Here is a 15,111-nt window from a genome sequence, read left to right on the forward strand (position 1 = left end):
TGGTCGCCTTCTTCGACGCAGACGCGGAACGTAGAATCGTCGGATTGTTGAACGATCTGGGTGTTGAACAATCCTACGCACCCCACCTGACCTACGCCGCCGCGAGCACCATCGGCCCCAAGGTCCGCAAGGAACTGCGCGAGGACCTCGAACGGCTGTGGATGCCAGACCTCTGGCTGCACACCCTCGGGACGTTCTCGACCTCGGAGAACGTGCTGATGCTCGGCGCCGTCGTCGACACCGAGCTGCTCGCGGTCCACTCGGCCATCCACGACGTGCTGGCGAGCAAGGTCAAGAACCCGAGCGCCTACTACCTGCCGGGCAACTGGGTGCCGCACTGCACGCTCGTGCACGACGTCGACGACGACGCGATGAAGGCGGCGTTCGCGAAGGTGTTCCCGGTCGAGCCGATCCGCGCGAAGGTCCGCGAAGTGTCGATCGTCGACACTCAGACCGGCGAGATCGACGTGCTCAAGAAGGCCTCCACGGCACCCCGGTAGACCCACGGCGCGGTGGCGTGCACGACGTGGCCCGCCTCCGGCACGTACAGGTACCGACCGTTCGACCGGCGTGCGGCCTCCTCCATCTGGTTCGGCAGCTGGCCGCCCCGACCTGCCTCGATCACCAGTGAGGGGCACTTCACCCGGTCGATGAAGTCCCAGTACGCCCGCGTGCCCCAATGGCCGGCGATCTCGTACAGGTCGTCCATCGACGCGATCAGGTGCCAGCCGTCCTCGCGTTCCTCGAAGTACTCGGCGAACACCGGCGCGCCGAAGAACGTGGTCACGTGCGCGACCGACTGGAACGGCACCGGCCACGCGTCGAAGAACCACTTCCACTCGTCGACCGTTCTACCCCTGTTGTCCGGAGCGAAGTCCTCCACCACAATCGCCCGGACCAGGTCGGGGCGGGTGGCCGCGAGGCACCAGGCGTGCAGTCCGCCCATGGAGTGCCCGATCACCACGGCGGGCCCGAGGCCGAGCTCCTCGATGGCGGCAGCGGCATCGGCGACGAAGTCCTCGGTGCGGAAGGGTCCGCGCTGCGGGTTGCGGCCGTGTCCGCGCTGGTCGATGCCCACGACCCGGCCGAAAGGTGTGAGCCACTGCGCGACCGGCCACCAGGCGGTGGCCCTGCTCATCAGGCCGTGCAGCAGCAGTACTCCCTGACCCGTTCCGCCGAACTCCACCACCGACACAGGAATGATTAACGCATGAAGGCCCGTCCGTACCTGATCGCCCTGGTGTTGATCGTGCTCGTCGCCGGGCTGCTCGTCGTGTTCCGCACACCGGGCAACGACCCCGCGCAGCAACGTCAGGAGACGTCACCGCAGGCAGCCGTGGAGGCCGGTGCGGGTGCGGGCGACGCGTACTACCCCACGGACGGCAACAGCGGCTACGACGTCACGCTCTACGACCTGGCGATCACCTACGACCCGACGTCGAAGCAGCTCGACGGCGTCGCCTCGGTCACCGCGACCGCCACCGAAGACCTCTCACGCTTCAACCTCGACCTGGAGGGCCTCAAGGTCAGCGACGTGAAGGTCGGCGGCCGGGCGGCGAAATTCGCGCAGGAGGGCGACCACGAGCTGGTGATCACGCCGTCCGCGCCGATCGCGAAGGGCAAGCCGTTCACCGCCGTCGTCACCTACGCCGGCAAGCCCACGACGATCAACGACGCCTCGCTGGGCCGCAGCGGCTGGCAGATCTCGACCACCGGCGGCGCCTTCGCCGCGGGTGAACCGCACTCCGCGACGACGTGGTTCCCCGCCAACGACACCCCGCGCGACAAGGCCGCGCTCAAGCTCGCGGCCCGCGTGCCGGACGGCTGGACGGCGGTGTCCAACGGCCTCGAAGGCCCGGTGACGCGCGACGGCGGCTGGACGACGTTCAACTGGTCGGAGGAGACCCCGATCGCGACCTACCTGGCCACGGTGGCGATCGACAAGTTCGAGATCGTGCGCGGCAAGCTGCCGAGCGGTGCCCCGATCCTCGACGCGTACGCGCCCGGCACGGCCGGCTCCAAGAAGCCGATCCAGGGACGGCTGCCGGAGATCCTCGGCTACCTGGAGACGAAGTTCGGCCCGTACCCGCAGCGCGCGGCCGGCAGCATCTGGGTGGCCGACCAGATCGGGTTCTCGCTGGAGACCCAGACCCGGCCGACCTACGCGTCATGGGCGGACCTGGAGACGGTCGTGCACGAGAACGCGCACCAGTGGTTCGGCGACTCCGTGACCATCGAGAACTGGGCGGACATCTGCCTGAACGAGTGCCTGGCGTCGTACTCGCAGTGGCTGTGGCTGGAGAAGGACGGCACCAACCTCGACCAGCGTTACCGCGACCGCGTCCAGGAACTGCGCACGCGGGCGTCGTTCTGGGCGCCGAAGCTCTACGACATGGGCAAGGGCAACGAGTTCCGGGGCGTCTACGACAAGGGCATCCTGGCGATGCACGCGCTGCGCAAGCAGGTCGGCGACGACGTGTTCTTCAAGGCCCTGCGGTCGTGGACGGCCGAGCACCGCGACGGCAACGCCTCGTGGCCGGACTTCGAGAACCACTTCAAGCAGGCCTCCGGGCAGCAGCTGGACGGGTTCTTCGCCGCCTGGTTCCGCGGCTCGGGCATCCCGGAAGATCAGTACCTGCTGCCCGTCGGTGTGCGCCGCTAGAGTCGGTGTCATGGCAGTCGTGAAGATCAACGCGATCAAGGTCCCCGAGGGCGCCGGCCCCGAGCTGGAGAAGCGCTTCGCCGCGCGGCTCGGCGCGGTCGACGGCCAGCCGGGCTTCCTCGGCTTCGAGCTCCTGCGCCCGGTCGCGGGCGAGGACCGCTACTTCGTCGTGACGCACTGGGAGAGCCACGAGGACTTCGTGGCGTGGCGCGACGGCCAGGCCGGCCGGGAGGCGCACTCCGGTGAGCGCGCGAAGCCCGTGTCGACCGGTGCGGACCTGCTGGAGTTCGAGGTCGTGCTGGGGAGCAAGCCTCAGCAGTGATCGACGAGGCCTACGACAGGGCCGCCGAGCTGATCGCCGGCGCGGACGCGGTGCTCGTCTGCGCCGGTGCCGGCATCGGGGTCGACTCCGGTCTGCCGGACTTCCGCGGCACCGAGGGCTTCTGGCGGGCCTATCCGCCGTACCAGCGCCTCGGGCTGAAGTTCGAGGAGATCGCCGACCCGGTGCACTTCGTCGACGATCCCGCGCTGGCGTGGGGTTTCTACGGTCACCGGCTCGGGCTCTACCGCGCGACCGTGCCGCACGAGGGTTTCGCGGTCCTGCGCTCGTGGGGTGCCCGCGTGTTCACGTCCAATGTGGACGGCCAGTTCCAGAAGGCGGGGTTCACCGACGTCGCCGAGGTCCACGGTTCGATCCACCACGTCCAGTGCGTGGAACCGTGCACCGACGAGATCTGGGAGTGCTCGTTCGACGTCTCCGTCGACCCGGATTCGATGCGCGCGGTGGGCGAGCTGCCGTCGTGCCCGTCGTGCGGCGGCCTGGCCCGGCCCAACATCCTGATGTTCGGCGACTGGGGCTGGGTGCCGCACCGCAGCCAGGCGCAACTCGACGCGCTGAACGAGTGGCGGCGGGCGCAGCGGAACCTCGTCGTGATCGAGATCGGTGCCGGTACCGCGGTGCCGACCGTGCGCCGCCAAGCCGAGCTCGCCAGTGCCGCCACGGGCTCGCTGATCCGGATCAACGTCCGCGAACCCGAGATCCGGCACGGTCGCGGCGTCTCGCTGCCGGTCGGCGCGCTGGAAGCGCTCAGAACTTTGGCACGACGAACTGCGTGACGACGGCCCGGTGATCGCTGCCGGGCAGGTCGAACACGTCCAGCGTGTCGACCGGGCAGCGCGTGTCGACCAGCACGTGGTCGATGGTGACCGGCGGCGGCCAGATCCCGGCGTGGCTCGGCCACGTGTGGATCAGGCCCTTGCCGACCTGGTCGGCGGCGTCCACGTAGCCCTTGTTGAGCAGCCGCCTGATGCCGACGTGGTCGAGCGTCGCGTTGAAGTCGCCCGCGAGCACCCTGATCGCGCCGGTGGAGTCGGGGGCGGGCAGGCCGGCCAGCTCGCGTTGCCACGCCTCCGGGCCTTCCGGCACGACCGGTGGCAACGGGTGCACCGAGACGACCTCGATGTCCTTGCCCGGCAGGTCGACGAGCGCCCCTGCCTGCTGCAACGTGCCCGGCGGCGTGAGATCGCGGCGCGTGAGCGGGTACTTCGAGGCGATGCCGCTGCCGGACCCGCCCGGTTCGTCGAGGAAGACCCGGTTGGGCAGCACCTGGTCGAGACCGGCCCGTTCCAGGTCGCGCACCATCTCCGGCGTCAGCTCCTGCATGGTCAGGAGGTCGGCGTCGCGCGCCTTGACCTCGCGGACGAGCGCCTCGGCGTCGGCCATGCCGACGAGCAGGTTCGCGGTCATCAGCCGCACCTGCTGGCCGACGCCGTTCGGCCGCGAGTCGGGGAACGCCCGCGGCACCACGTTCGCCACCAGCACGATCGCCACGAAGGTCATCGTCAGCCCGACGACCCACCTTCTGCGGAACAACGCCAACAGCCCGATGAGCAGCCCTGCGACGGTGATGTACGGGGTCAACGACGTCGCGGCGATCATCTGCCGGGTGCCGTCGATGCCGAGCAGCCTGATCAGTGCCGCCATGACGAACGCCATCGCGCACACGACCAGCAGGAACGTGGCGAACCCGCTCTTGGGCGGCTTCACCTCGGTGGTGACCACGTCCTGCAGTCTCGCCGAGTGCTCGTCAGTCTCCGGTGTGGTGCCCACGTTGGAAGGACGGTCGGCCGCGACGTCCCGTTGCGTCGCGAAAATTGTCAGACCCCTCCGCCATGCTGAGGCCATGGGAGCCAAGGACTGGATGCTCTTCTACGCGTCCGACGACGTCAGCAAGGTCTTGCGCGCAGCGCCGAAGATCGACCGCGAGGCCACCGCCGCCCTGGTCGAGCAGCTCTACCCGGCGCACGACATCCGCCCGATCGCCGACGGCGATCTCTACTCGGCCAACCCGCCGGAGGGCGAGGTCTACGCCGCGGTCCTCCCCGGCCTGTCGATCGTCTGCACCTGGGACGCCGCCGGCGACGCCCCGACCCAGCTCGACGAGCGCTTCGTCCGCGAGGCCGCCGGTCGCACCCTCTACCTGCACGCCATGCACAGCGTCGTGGACTTCTTCGCCTACGCGATCTGGGTGCCGGACGGCACGGTCCGGCGCGCGTTCAGCCTCTCCCCCGACAGCGGCGTGATCGAGGACGTCGGCACGCCCCTGCCGTTCGAGGAGAAGTACCTGGCGGGCGATCCGGAGTTCCTCGCCCAGTTGGAGGACGACGACGAGTACCCGTTCCGCTTCCACCCGCTCGACCTGGCCGAGGCGGCACTGCGCGCGTTGTTCGGCTTCAACTACGAAGGAGGCTACGAGGAGGACGACCCGGATCTGGGGCAGATCGTGCTGGCCGGCTACGCCGTGACGCCGCGCTGACCGGTCAGACGACCGCGGAGGGGTCCCTCGGCGCCACGCCGAACGTGCCGTCGAGCGTTTCCAGGATCATGTCGACCACGACGACGAGCTCCTCCGGCCGGACCGGGCCGTCGCCAGCGACGTGCACGAAACCGTCCTCGAAGGACAGTTCGAGGAAGTCCTGCCGGACTTTTCTGCGCGGCACGGGCATCGTCGCCACCTCGATCCAGTGCTCCCGCACCGCGGAGTCATCGGCGGCCTCGGTCACGCGGACGTGCCACGGCCCGCGCCGGAACGTCAGCGTCAGCTCGGGCTGAAGCTCCGAGCGCTGGAGGCGGGGAGTCCAGGCGGTCGCCTGACCAGGGCCGGACACCGAACCGCCCAGCTTCGCGGCCAGCTCGGCCAGGTCCGGGGCCTGCTCGGCGATCGCCTCGGCGCGGACACGGGCGCGGCGCCCCGGAAGCAGCGCGAGCATCACGACCATGATCACAATGAAGATCACGACGTACGGCTGCAGCAGGATCAGCAGGAATTCCATGGCCCCTCCAGCGAAGACGTGTCACGTCATCAAGTCGCCAGTGGCCTGGATTGTTGAGCCGAAACGCCGGACAGCCCCCAGGCGGGATGCCTGGGGGCTGTCCGGCTGAACTGCTAGATCACTCGGTCTCGGTCGCCGGGGCGTCCTGCGGCTCGGTGGCCGCGGGGGCTGCCAGGTCGACCGGCGGGGCGTCCGGCACGCGGTTCGGCTTGGCCTCGCCGCGGAAGACGAAGCGCGCCTTGTCGTGCTCGTCGGACACGCCGTCCCAGCCCTCGACGTCGGTGATGATGATCTGGCCCGGCTGCAGTTCGCCGAACAGGATCTTCTCCGACAGCTGGTCCTCGATCTCGCGCTGGATCGTCCGGCGCAGCGGGCGGGCGCCCAGCACCGGGTCGAAGCCGCGCTTGGCCAGCAGGGCCTTGGCCCTGTCGGTCAGCTCGAGAGCCATGTCCTTGTTCTTCAGCTGCGTCTCGACGCGGGCGATCATCAGGTCCACCATCTTGATGATCTCGTCCTGAGTCAGCTGGTGGAAGACGATGATGTCGTCGATGCGGTTGAGGAACTCGGGGCGGAAGTGCTTCTTCAGCTCGTCGTTGACCTTGTTCTTCATCCGCTCGTAGTTGGACGCGGTGTCCTGACCCGAGGTGAAGCCGAGGCCGACGGCCTTGCTGATGTCGGACGTGCCCAGGTTCGACGTGAAGATGATGACGGTGTTCTTGAAGTCCACCGTCCGGCCCTGACCGTCGGTCAGGCGGCCGTCCTCCAGCACCTGGAGCAGCGTGTTGTAGACCTCCTGGTGGGCCTTCTCGATCTCGTCGAAGAGCACGACGGAGAACGGCTTGCGGCGCACCTTCTCGGTGAGCTGGCCGCCCTCTTCGTAGCCGACGTAACCGGGAGGGGCACCGAAGAGCCGCGACGCGGTGTACCGGTCGTGGAACTCGCCCATGTCGATCTGGATGAGCGCGTCGTCCTCGCCGAACAGGAAGTTCGCCAGCGCCTTCGAGAGCTCGGTCTTACCGACACCGGACGGACCGGCGAAGATGAACGAGCCGGAGGGGCGCTTCGGGTCCTTCAGGCCGGCGCGGGTGCGGCGGATCGCCTGCGACACGGCCTTGACCGCGTCGACCTGGCCGATGATCCGCTTGTGCAGCTCGTCCTCCATGCGGAGCAGACGCGTGGTCTCCTCCTCGGTGAGCTTGAACACCGGGATGCCGGTCCAGTTGGCGAGGACCTCGGCGATCTGCTCGTCGTCGACCTCCGCGACGACGTCCAGGTCACCGTCCTTCCACTGCTTCTCCCGCTCGGCCTTCTGGCCCAGGAGCTGCTTCTCCGCGTCACGCAGCTTGGCCGCGCGCTCGAAGTCCTGCGCGTCGATCGCGGACTCCTTGTCGCGACGCACGTCGGCGATCTTCTCGTCGAACTCGCGCAGGTCCGGCGGCGCGGTCATCCGGCGGATGCGCATGCGCGCGCCCGCCTCGTCGATGAGGTCGATCGCCTTGTCCGGCAGGAACCGGTCGTTGATGTACCGGTCGGCCAGCGTGGCGGCGGCGACCAGCGCGGAGTCGGTGATCGAGACGCGGTGGTGCGCCTCGTACCGGTCGCGCAGGCCCTTGAGGATCTCGATGGTGTGCTCGAGCGACGGCTCGCCCACCTGGATCGGCTGGAAGCGGCGCTCCAGCGCGGGGTCCTTCTCGACGTGCTTGCGGTACTCGTCGAGCGTGGTGGCACCGATCGTCTGCAGCTCACCGCGAGCCAGCATCGGCTTGAGGATCGACGCGGCGTCGATCGCGCCCTCGGCGGCACCCGCGCCGACGAGCGTGTGGATCTCGTCGATGAACAGGATGATGTCGCCGCGCGTGCGGATCTCCTTGAGGACCTTCTTCAGGCGCTCTTCGAAGTCACCGCGGTAGCGCGAGCCCGCGACCAGCGAGCCGAGGTCGAGCGTGTAGAGCTGCTTGTCCTTGAGCGTCTCGGGCACCTCGCCCTTGACGACCATCTGCGCCAGTCCCTCGACGACGGCGGTCTTGCCGACGCCGGGCTCGCCGATGAGGACCGGGTTGTTCTTGGTGCGGCGGGACAGCACCTGCATGACCCGCTCGATCTCCTTGGTGCGCCCGATCACCGGGTCGAGCTTGCCCTCGCGGGCCGAAGCCGTGAGGTTGCGCCCGAACTGGTCCAGCACCAGGGACGACGACGGCGTGCCCTCGCCACGACCGGTCGACTCCGACGCGCCCTTCTCCGTCGAGTAGCCGGACAGCAGCTGCAGCACCTGCTGCCGCACCCTGTTCAGGTCGGCACCCAGCTTCACGAGGACCTGCGCAGCAACGCCTTCGCCCTCGCGGATCAACCCGAGCAGGATGTGCTCGGTGCCGATGTAGTTGTGGCCGAGCTGCAGCGCTTCGCGCAGCGACAGCTCCAGGACCTTCTTGGCGCGCGGGGTGAAGGGGATGTGTCCACTCGGAGCCTGCTGGCCCTGGCCGATGATCTCTTCGACCTGCTGGCGGACGCCCTCAAGCGCGATCCCCAACGACTCGAGCGCCTTGGCGGCGACACCTTCACCCTCGTGGATCAGACCCAGGAGGATGTGCTCGGTGCCGATGTAGTTGTGGTTGAGCATCCGTGCCTCTTCTTGGGCAAGGACAACCACCCGCCTCGCGCGGTCGGTGAACCTTTCGAACATTCGCACTCCCTGACTGCTGCGTCGGCGGTCCTCGGCTCCACCGATCTACCCTGGTGAGCGCGGCACCGTGGCTCCACTGTAGTGGGCGGTACCGAGGCCTGTGGTTCCCGTCAGCGCACAGTGGCGTCCGGCAAACCCTGACGTCGGCATCAACGCAGGTCGGGAGCAACGGATTCCACAGATCGGGCGATGTCCGCTCAGCGCGAACAACCCACCGTTGAGCGATACTCGTGTGACCGGCGCCACCACAGGGGGCGAAGAAAGGCCACCCTTCGCTAAGGTTAGGCAAGCCTCATTCGAATGAGAGAGGACTTGCGCGTTGACCGTACCGGCGAGGGTCTCACGACAGCACCCGCGTGCGCTCACGCCCCTGGCCGAGTCCATCGCCCGTCTGGAAGCGAACTCCGAGATCCGCTTCGGCACCCCGACTTCCCCGGACTGGACGATCTGCTCCGACCTGCTGGCCGAGCCGGCGCGCTTCGACCTGTGGCGCAAGGACCTCGCCGAGTGGATGGTCGAGCAGCACGGCAGGTCCGACGACCGCGCCACCGCCGGCTACGTCATGGGCTGGTACCTGCACGTCCCCGGCGCCCTCGCGGGCCTGCTCTTCCACACCGCCCGCCGCGTCCCCTCGCTCAGGCCGTCCGACATCGCCTTCCGCCTCAACGCCGAGGGCCGCCCGCACCCGGACGGCATCTCCCTGTTCTGCGACGAGTTCGCGTGCCTGCCGGACGACCCGGCCTCGAACCACCCGGCCGCCACCGTCGTCGCGAACGAGGCCGCGCTGGCCGCCCTGCTGCGCGCCCGCTACGCCGCCCACGCCGCCCAGTTCGTGGCCTCCTTCGGCCAGGTCGTCCGCTTCGGCCGCCGCACCCTCTGGGCCGCCGCGACCGACATGCTGGAGTACGGCGCCTGGGCCGCGGGCCGCGCGTGCGGCGACGAGAACGGCGGCGTCACGGACGCCGCGCTGATCCTGCCGGAGAAGCTGGAGCCGTTCGTCTCGGCGTCTACCCTGCACCTCTCCGCCGACGGCTGGAAGCGCAAGCGCAACAGCTGCTGCTTCCACTACGTGCTGCCGGATGCCGAGCCCTGCACGGCCTGCCCGCGCACCTGCTCCTGACCTGACCCCGTTCGACATGAAGGCCCCCTCGCGCCAACGAGGAGGCCTTCTGAGCTGCGTCATCCGGAGCTAGCAGAAGCCGCAGGGGCCGAGGCCCGCTGACAGCATGGCGGTTGTCGGACAGGGTCCGGAAGGGTTGCCAGGTTTCCAAACGACGGCCCGCGACGGTGCGTCTTTGTTTCCCCTCCGCCGCCACACCTTCCGCAACAAATCAGGAAGGTCCATTCTGGTGTCGAACGCAAGGGGTCTGCTGTAGCGCCAACTGCCGCGGACGCTCTCCCGGTGCTTTCACCCGAGCAGTCATCCGGAGCACAGAGCAAGCAGCAGGAGGTAACCGACGATGGCGTCGAAGCGACGTCCTGAGCCCAGCGCGCCCAAACGCGGGCGGCGGGAGAATCCCCTGGTAGGCCCACCGGGCTGCCCGCACGTGACCATCGCGGGCGCGCTGCGCGCCCTGCGCGACGACAAGGCCGGCCGGCCGTCCTACCGCTGGATGGCCAAGCAGGTGCCCATCTGCCAGACCGCGCTGGCCAGGGCGGCGAACGGGCGGCAGCAACCGAGGTGGGAGGTGGTCCGCCTGTACGTCCTGGCCTGCGGCGGGGACGTGGACCACTTCGAGCGCCTGTACCTGTCGCTGTACGGCAGCCTGCGGTGAACGACTTCGGCATCGCCCTGCACCGTCTCCGCAAGGAGAAGGGCATGTCGCTCGCGCAGCTGTCGAGCGCGACCCACTACTCCAAGGGCTATCTGAGCAAGCTGGAGAGCGGCGTCCGCACAGCGACGGAGACGTTCGCGCGGACCTGCGACAACGTCCTGGGCACCGACGGGCAGCTGCTCGCGGTGTTCAGGGAGAGCGAGGTGGCCAAGGCCGAACAGGCGCAGGCCCTCGCGCTCCTGCCCGCACCGGAGGCCCCGCGCGACGACCGCGCGGACAAGTTCCGCGGCAGCGTCGACGTCTACTGCCTGCAGCTGAAGGAGACCGACCAGACGCTGCGGAGGATGGGGCACTACATGAGCCCCGAGGTCATCCTCCCGATGGCGCTCACCAACGTCGACACGGCGAACAAGGTGCTCCGGTCGGCCCGGCCGGGCAGCACGGGCGAACTCCTGAAGGTGGTCGCGTCGATCAAGGAGTACGCCGGCTGGATGGCCCAGGAGAACGGCCAGATCGAGCTGGCCACGCGACTGACCGAAGAAGCGGCGGCCGTGGCGGAGGCCGCGGGTGACCCCCGGCTCAAGGTGTGGAAGCTGATCAGATCAGCCGACATCGCCCTGTACCGGGGCGACGGGCTCACGATCGTGCAGCTGACGAGCAGGACGCTCGATTCGGAGGACGTCGACACGCACACGCGCTCGGTCGCGTGGCAGCGCCGGGCTCAGGGGCACGCCCTGCTCGGAGATCGTCCGGGCTGCCTGTACGCACTGGACCGCGCCAAGGCGTTCCACGAGGCCGGGAAGGCGGAGGAAGCCGAACGGCCGCTCGGCACGACGAGCATCGCTCATCCGATCGAGATGACCAGAGGATGGGCGCTGGTCGACCTGTGTTCCCACGAGGAGGCCGCGGTCGACCTGCGCAAGGTGGTCTCCGAGATCGCGCCGGGCAAGGTGCGGTCACGGGTGCGGTTCACGACCCGCCTGGCGCTCGCCTACGCGTCCTGCGGAGACGTGGACCAGGCCTGCGAGACGATCCGCACGGTGCTCGCGGACATCCACCGCGTCGACTCCGACACGGTCCGCGTGGACCTGAGGGCGCTGGCCGGGGTGCTGCAGCACCGCTGGTCCCGCAACTCCCTCGTCATCGACCTCCTCTCCGAGCTGAAGCCGCAGCTGGGTGGATCGGCGGGTGTCGGATGAAGGTGTTCGTCAGCTACTCGCGCGCCGACCACCACGACGAGGCGTCCCTGCGCGAGCTCGAGGATCGGGTCAAGACGCTGTTCCCGGACAGCACCCCGTACATCTGCGACCTGCGGGGCGGCCACCACAAGCGGAACCAGGACGTGAAGCGCGCGTTCGAGGAGTGCGTCCAGTTCGTGGCGGTCGTGTCCCCCCGGTACCGGCGGACGCGGTGGACCCGCAAGGAGTACCGGTGGGCGATCAACCGCCGGATGCCGATCCACCTGATCCAGAAACAAGACCTCACGGCATTGGCCGCTTGAAACGAGGACGATGGCGATGACCTCCCCCACCAAGCCGTGCCCGACCTGTGGACACGTCCCCGCACCCGAGAAGCCCGAGACGAACGAACAGCGCGCGTTCATCAGCCAGCGGACGACCTTGATCACCGTCACCGCGTTCGCCTGCGCCGGTGTCGTGGGCGTGCTGACCTACCTGATGAACCACAACGTGCCCGGTGCGGTGCTCGCCGGTTTCTGCGCGCTGGGCACCGTGATCGTCGCCCTGCACCTGCTGCTGGGCGGCTAGCGGTGCCGCGACCCGACCGGGACGACGAGCGGCGTCCCGGCCACCGGGTCCTCCACGACGCGTGCGTCCAGCCCGAACACGTCGAGCAGCAGCTGCTCGGTCAGCACCTCGGCGGGCGTGCCCTGGGCGACGATCCGGCCGTCCCGCATCGCCACGATCGTGTCGGCGTAGCGGGCGGCCAGGTTCAGGTCGTGCAGCACCATCACGATCGTGCGGCCCATGGTGGCGTGCAGCTCCTGCACCAGGTCCAACACGTCGATCTGGTGTGCGAGATCGAGGTACGTCGTGGGTTCGTCGAGCAGCAACAGGTCCGTGCCCTGCGCCAGCGCCATGGAGATCCACGCGCGCTGCCGCTGGCCGCCGGACAGCTCGTCCACGGTCCGCTCGGCCAGGTCGGAGATGCCGGTCATCGCGAGCGCGGCGTCGACCGCGGCCGCGTCGTCGGTCGACCACTGCCGGTACCAGGCCTGGTGCGGGTGCCGTCCGCGCGCGACGAGGTCGGCGACGGTCAGGCCCTCCGGTGCCGACGGCGACTGCGGCAACAACCCCAGCACCCGTGCGACGTCCTTGGTCGCCATCCGGTCGATCTGCCGGCCGTCGAGCAGCACTGCGCCGGAACGCGCGGGCAGCAGGCGGCCCAGGGCGCGCAGCAGGGTCGACTTGCCGCAGCCGTTCGGGCCGATCACCGCAGTGACGGTGCCGCTGACGATCGACAGGTCCAGCGTGTCGACCACCAGCCTCTCGCCGTAGCCGACCGAGAGCGACGAAGCCTCAAGACGGACACTCATATCCGCGCCTCCCGGCGACTGCGAACCAGCAGGTACATCAGGTAGGGCGCACCCAGCACGGCCGTGACGACGCCGACGGGCAGTTCGGTGCGGTAGATCGTGCGCGCCACCAGGTCCGACAGCATCACCAGCGCGCCGCCGACGACCACGGACCCGAACAGCGGCGGTTGAGCCGTGCCGGCCAGCCGCAACGCGATCTGCGGCGTGGCCAGTGCCACGAAGGCGATCGGCCCGGCCGCGGCGGTGGCCACGGAGGCCAGCACGATCGCCACGACGATCAGCCCGGACCGCGCGAGGTCGACCCGGACGCCCAGCCCGCGCGAGGTCTCGTCGCCGAACTGCAGCGCCCCGAGCACGTGCCCGCCGACCAGCGCCACCGGCACGAGCACGGCCAGCGCCACCGCGACCGGCACGACGTGCTCCCAGCCGCGCCCGTTCAACGACCCGGTGATCCACACCATCGCGCGGCCGGCGTCCTGCACGTCGCCGACCGTCAGCAGGTAGTGCGTGAAGTTGCCGGCCACCGCGGTGACGCCGATGCCGACCAGCACCATCCGGAAGCCCTCGATGCCCCGCCGCCACGCCAGCGCGTACACCAGCAGCCCGGCGACCAGCCCGCCCGCCAGGCCCGCCATCGGCAACCCGACGCTGGCCGCGCTCCCGGTCACCACCCCCAGCGACCCGGCGAAGGTGATCACCGAGACCGCCCCGGCACCGGCTCCCCAGGTCACCCCGAGGATGTCGGGCGAGGCCAGCGGGTTGCGCACGATCGCCTGGAAGATCGCGCCGGACAGCCCGAGCGCGGCACCGACGAGCAGGCCGGTCAACGCGCGCGGCAGCCGCAGCTCCGTCACCACGAACTGGTCGCGGCGCGTGCCACCGCCCAGCAGCACGTCGACGACCTGCGCCGCGGTCAGCGGGAAGTCGCCGATCATGATGCCGACGACCAGCAGCGCCACCAGCACCACGAGCGCTGTCGCCACCACCAGCAGGGGGCGGCGCCGCAGCCTGAACGAGGCGGGACCGAGCCTCAGAGCGGTCAAATCTTCACCAGCCTCTTGCGGCGCACCAGGAAGATGAAGAACGGGGCGCCGAGCAGCGCCAGCATCACGCCGACCTCCACCTCGGACGGACGGGCGATCACCCGGCCGATGACGTCGGCGACCAGGATCAGCACGGCGCCGAGGAGCGCCGAGTACGGCAGGATCCAGCGGTAGTCCGGTCCGGTGAACGCACGCGCCACGTGCGGCACCACGAGGCCGAGGAACCCGATGGGTCCGCACGCGGCCACGGCCCCGCCGACCAGCAGCGTGATGGCCAAGATGCCCAGCGACCGCGTCCGGCCGACCTTCACGCCGAGCGACCTCGCCACGTCCTCCCCCAACGACAGCGCGTTGAGCCCCGGCGCGTTGAACGCGGCCACCACCAGACCGGCCGCGAGGAACGGCAGCACCTGCGTCAACACCGCAAGGTCACGTCCGGCGATCGCGCCGACCTGCCAGAACCGGAACGCGTCGAGCGACTGCTGGTCGAGCAGCACGATCGCCGACACCAGGCCGTTCATCAGCGCGGACACCGCGGCACCGGCCAGCGCCAGCGTCACCGGTGACGGGCCGCCCCGACCGGCCGAGCCGAGCAGGAACACCACCACGCTCGCGACCATCGCGCCGGCGAAGGCGAACCAGATGTAGCCGACCAGCGACGAGACGCCGAGCAGGAAGATCGAACCGACCACCGCCAGCGCGGCGCCGTGCGTGACGCCGAGGATGCCGGGGTCGGCCAGCGGGTTGCGCGTGTGGCCCTGCATCAGCGCGCCGCCGACGCCCAGCGCGACGCCCACGGCGATGCCGAGCAGCGTCCGCGGAATCCGCAGCCGGCGGATCACCACGTCGTCCTCGGCCCCGGTCGGCGTGAAGAGCCCGTGCCAGACGCCCGACAGCGGGATCTCCTTCGAGCCGATCGCGATGCTCACCAACGCCACGGCGACCAGCACGATCAGCAGGAAGAGCAGGCCGACCAACGGCTTACGGCCCAACGCCCACCCCTCCAGATGCCCGACATATGCTCCGCGAAAGACAGGTAAGCCTAACCGAATTTCCGGAGTCAC

The 15,111-nt window shown here is 69.5% G+C and carries 17 protein-coding genes; 10 read left to right on the top strand and 7 right to left on the bottom strand.

Features of this window, described 5'->3' with window-relative positions; genetic code table 11:
• Positions 1-44 precede the first annotated feature (44 nt).
• Positions 45-500, top strand: coding sequence for a 2'-5' RNA ligase family protein (locus ACWEIJ_RS32705; RefSeq protein WP_449841100.1), 456 nt, complete (start codon positions 45-47; stop codon positions 498-500).
• Here the strand turns inward: ACWEIJ_RS32705 and ACWEIJ_RS32710 are convergent.
• On the bottom strand, positions 449-1,195 hold the full coding sequence (locus tag ACWEIJ_RS32710) for an alpha/beta fold hydrolase (protein WP_449841101.1): 747 nt from the start codon (positions 1,193-1,195) through the stop codon (positions 449-451). The genes ACWEIJ_RS32705 and ACWEIJ_RS32710 overlap by 52 nt on opposite strands.
• 15 nt (positions 1,196-1,210) lie before the next feature.
• Between ACWEIJ_RS32710 and ACWEIJ_RS32715 the strand changes: the two genes are divergently transcribed.
• The 3 genes from ACWEIJ_RS32715 to ACWEIJ_RS32725 are packed head-to-tail and all read left to right on the top strand — an operon-like array spanning position 1,211 to position 3,778.
• Positions 1,211-2,662 (top strand): M1 family metallopeptidase, encoded by a 1,452-nt coding sequence (locus ACWEIJ_RS32715; protein WP_449841102.1) that lies wholly within the window; start codon positions 1,211-1,213, stop codon positions 2,660-2,662.
• Positions 2,663-2,672: 10 nt separating this feature from the next.
• Positions 2,673-2,984 (top strand): antibiotic biosynthesis monooxygenase family protein, encoded by a 312-nt coding sequence (locus ACWEIJ_RS32720; protein ID WP_449841103.1) that lies wholly within the window; start codon positions 2,673-2,675, stop codon positions 2,982-2,984.
• Positions 2,984-3,778, top strand: a complete 795-nt coding sequence (locus tag ACWEIJ_RS32725) for an SIR2 family NAD-dependent protein deacylase (RefSeq protein WP_449841201.1) — start codon at positions 2,984-2,986, stop codon at positions 3,776-3,778. The genes ACWEIJ_RS32720 and ACWEIJ_RS32725 overlap by 1 nt, the downstream gene beginning before the upstream one ends.
• Here the strand turns inward: ACWEIJ_RS32725 and ACWEIJ_RS32730 are convergent.
• Positions 3,750-4,724, bottom strand: coding sequence for an endonuclease/exonuclease/phosphatase family protein (locus tag ACWEIJ_RS32730; protein WP_449841104.1), 975 nt, complete (start codon positions 4,722-4,724; stop codon positions 3,750-3,752). The genes ACWEIJ_RS32725 and ACWEIJ_RS32730 overlap by 29 nt on opposite strands.
• A 121-nt stretch (positions 4,725-4,845) precedes the next feature.
• Here ACWEIJ_RS32730 and ACWEIJ_RS32735 point away from each other — a divergent pair, with 121 nt between their 5' ends.
• On the top strand, positions 4,846-5,478 hold the full coding sequence (locus ACWEIJ_RS32735; RefSeq protein ID WP_449841105.1) for a DUF6928 family protein: 633 nt from the start codon (positions 4,846-4,848) through the stop codon (positions 5,476-5,478).
• 4 nt (positions 5,479-5,482) lie between these two features.
• Here ACWEIJ_RS32735 and ACWEIJ_RS32740 read toward each other — a convergent pair whose 3' ends face one another.
• Positions 5,483-5,995, bottom strand: coding sequence for a hypothetical protein (locus ACWEIJ_RS32740; RefSeq protein ID WP_449841106.1), 513 nt, complete (start codon positions 5,993-5,995; stop codon positions 5,483-5,485).
• A 118-nt stretch (positions 5,996-6,113) separates the two neighbouring features.
• On the bottom strand, positions 6,114-8,675 hold the full coding sequence (locus tag ACWEIJ_RS32745) for an ATP-dependent Clp protease ATP-binding subunit (RefSeq protein ID WP_449841107.1): 2,562 nt from the start codon (positions 8,673-8,675) through the stop codon (positions 6,114-6,116).
• Between the two features lie 319 nt (positions 8,676-8,994).
• On the opposite strand from ACWEIJ_RS32745, the gene ACWEIJ_RS32750 reads away from it, so the two are divergent.
• The 5 genes from ACWEIJ_RS32750 to ACWEIJ_RS32770 all read left to right on the top strand — a co-directional run bounded on the left by ACWEIJ_RS32750 (position 8,995) and on the right by ACWEIJ_RS32770 (position 12,216).
• Positions 8,995-9,795: a (2Fe-2S)-binding protein gene (locus tag ACWEIJ_RS32750; RefSeq protein ID WP_449841108.1), complete on the top strand. Its 801-nt coding sequence runs from the start codon at positions 8,995-8,997 to the stop codon at positions 9,793-9,795.
• 427 nt (positions 9,796-10,222) lie between these two features.
• Positions 10,223-10,450 (top strand): hypothetical protein, encoded by a 228-nt coding sequence (locus tag ACWEIJ_RS32755; protein WP_449841109.1) that lies wholly within the window; start codon positions 10,223-10,225, stop codon positions 10,448-10,450.
• Complete coding sequence (locus tag ACWEIJ_RS32760; protein WP_449841110.1) at positions 10,447-11,649, top strand: helix-turn-helix domain-containing protein; 1,203 nt, start codon at positions 10,447-10,449, stop codon at positions 11,647-11,649. The genes ACWEIJ_RS32755 and ACWEIJ_RS32760 overlap by 4 nt, the downstream gene beginning before the upstream one ends.
• Positions 11,646-11,951 (top strand): TIR domain-containing protein, encoded by a 306-nt coding sequence (locus ACWEIJ_RS32765; protein WP_449841111.1) that lies wholly within the window; start codon positions 11,646-11,648, stop codon positions 11,949-11,951. The genes ACWEIJ_RS32760 and ACWEIJ_RS32765 overlap by 4 nt, the downstream gene beginning before the upstream one ends.
• A 16-nt stretch (positions 11,952-11,967) precedes the next feature.
• Positions 11,968-12,216 (top strand): hypothetical protein, encoded by a 249-nt coding sequence (locus ACWEIJ_RS32770; protein ID WP_449841112.1) that lies wholly within the window; start codon positions 11,968-11,970, stop codon positions 12,214-12,216.
• Here the strand turns inward: ACWEIJ_RS32770 and ACWEIJ_RS32775 are convergent.
• The 3 genes from ACWEIJ_RS32775 to ACWEIJ_RS32785 are packed head-to-tail and all read right to left on the bottom strand — an operon-like array spanning position 12,213 to position 15,039.
• On the bottom strand, positions 12,213-13,004 hold the full coding sequence (locus tag ACWEIJ_RS32775; protein ID WP_449841113.1) for an ABC transporter ATP-binding protein: 792 nt from the start codon (positions 13,002-13,004) through the stop codon (positions 12,213-12,215). The genes ACWEIJ_RS32770 and ACWEIJ_RS32775 overlap by 4 nt on opposite strands.
• Positions 13,001-14,047 (bottom strand): FecCD family ABC transporter permease, encoded by a 1,047-nt coding sequence (locus tag ACWEIJ_RS32780; RefSeq protein WP_449841114.1) that lies wholly within the window; start codon positions 14,045-14,047, stop codon positions 13,001-13,003. The genes ACWEIJ_RS32775 and ACWEIJ_RS32780 overlap by 4 nt, the downstream gene beginning before the upstream one ends.
• Positions 14,044-15,039, bottom strand: coding sequence for a FecCD family ABC transporter permease (locus tag ACWEIJ_RS32785; protein ID WP_449841115.1), 996 nt, complete (start codon positions 15,037-15,039; stop codon positions 14,044-14,046). Before ACWEIJ_RS32785 ends, ACWEIJ_RS32780 begins: the two co-directional genes overlap by 4 nt.
• Between the last annotated feature and the right edge of the window lie 72 nt (positions 15,040-15,111).

The sequence above is a fragment of the Lentzea sp. NPDC004789 genome (assembly GCF_053601075.1).

Coding starts and splice junctions, on each gene's coding strand:
- ACWEIJ_RS32715 (WP_449841102.1), top strand. CDS start 1,211: ATGAAGGCCCGTCCGTACCTGATCGCCCTGGTGTTGATCGTGCTCGTC.
- ACWEIJ_RS32720 (WP_449841103.1), top strand. CDS start 2,673: ATGGCAGTCGTGAAGATCAACGCGATCAAGGTCCCCGAGGGCGCCGGC.
- ACWEIJ_RS32735 (WP_449841105.1), top strand. CDS start 4,846: ATGGGAGCCAAGGACTGGATGCTCTTCTACGCGTCCGACGACGTCAGC.
- ACWEIJ_RS32740 (WP_449841106.1), bottom strand. CDS start 5,995: ATGGAATTCCTGCTGATCCTGCTGCAGCCGTACGTCGTGATCTTCATT.
- ACWEIJ_RS32745 (WP_449841107.1), bottom strand. CDS start 8,675: ATGTTCGAAAGGTTCACCGACCGCGCGAGGCGGGTGGTTGTCCTTGCC.
- ACWEIJ_RS32765 (WP_449841111.1), top strand. CDS start 11,646: ATGAAGGTGTTCGTCAGCTACTCGCGCGCCGACCACCACGACGAGGCG.
- ACWEIJ_RS32770 (WP_449841112.1), top strand. CDS start 11,968: ATGACCTCCCCCACCAAGCCGTGCCCGACCTGTGGACACGTCCCCGCA.
- ACWEIJ_RS32775 (WP_449841113.1), bottom strand. CDS start 13,004: ATGAGTGTCCGTCTTGAGGCTTCGTCGCTCTCGGTCGGCTACGGCGAG.